Origin of the sequence: Ameyamaea chiangmaiensis, from assembly GCF_013376175.1 — a bacterium.
Taxonomy (GTDB): domain Bacteria; phylum Pseudomonadota; class Alphaproteobacteria; order Acetobacterales; family Acetobacteraceae; genus Ameyamaea; species Ameyamaea chiangmaiensis.
The window spans coordinates 1-672 of the sequence record NZ_JABXXR010000357.1 but is presented as its reverse complement, the minus strand read 5'-3'; the positions used below and the strand labels follow the sequence as shown (position 1 = coordinate 672).

General features: G+C 70.2%; 1 pseudogene. It reads right to left on the bottom strand.

Annotation, left to right across the window (positions count from 1 at the left end):
- A pseudogene (locus HUK82_RS17035) lies at positions 1-301 on the bottom strand (EcsC family protein); the annotation flags it as partial.
- Positions 302-672 lie beyond the last annotated feature (371 nt).

Here is a 672-nt window from a genome sequence, read left to right as displayed (position 1 = left end):
CGTCGTCCGGACCGCCCTTCATGCCCAGAACGGCAATGTCGAACGCGCGTGTCAGCGCACTTTCGGCCAGGCCGCGCAGCTTGGCCTCGAACCCCGGGGCCAGACCCAGGCCGCGCATCCCCAGCCGCGCCGCCTGGCCGACCGCACCGCCCATCAGGTCCGCCATACGCACCAGCACGCCCCGGCCAGACTCGACGTCCCGCAGGACCTTCTGCAAGCGCGCGACCGAGGTCTCGTCCAGAATCAACGGGGCGAGTTCGTTGCCCTCGCCAATCGTCGATGTGCCTGCGGATGTCGTCATCGCCTCGCTCTCCCTGCGCCCGGAACCGTCCAGAACAGATAAGCCCAACGCACGGCGGGGGAAAGGGTGGCACCCCGATCGCCCCGACGCCGCCTGAGCCCGCGCGAACGCGCGCGCCCGGGACGCCCCGCCCCGAGACGCAGCACTGCGTGTCACGCAGGACACACGCGATCGCGCCTCGCCAATTGCAACAGAGCGATTATATGATGGTGACGCAACAGCAACGCCGGCCGTGACGTTGCCAACTCGACAGGCAACCGAGAGGACGCAGCCCGCCATGCCCCAGACCCCGTCTTTCCGTCGCGTTCCGCGCGCCGCCCTGTGCCTCGCGGCCGCCCTGCTGGCACATGCCTTCGCCCCGTCGCACGCGC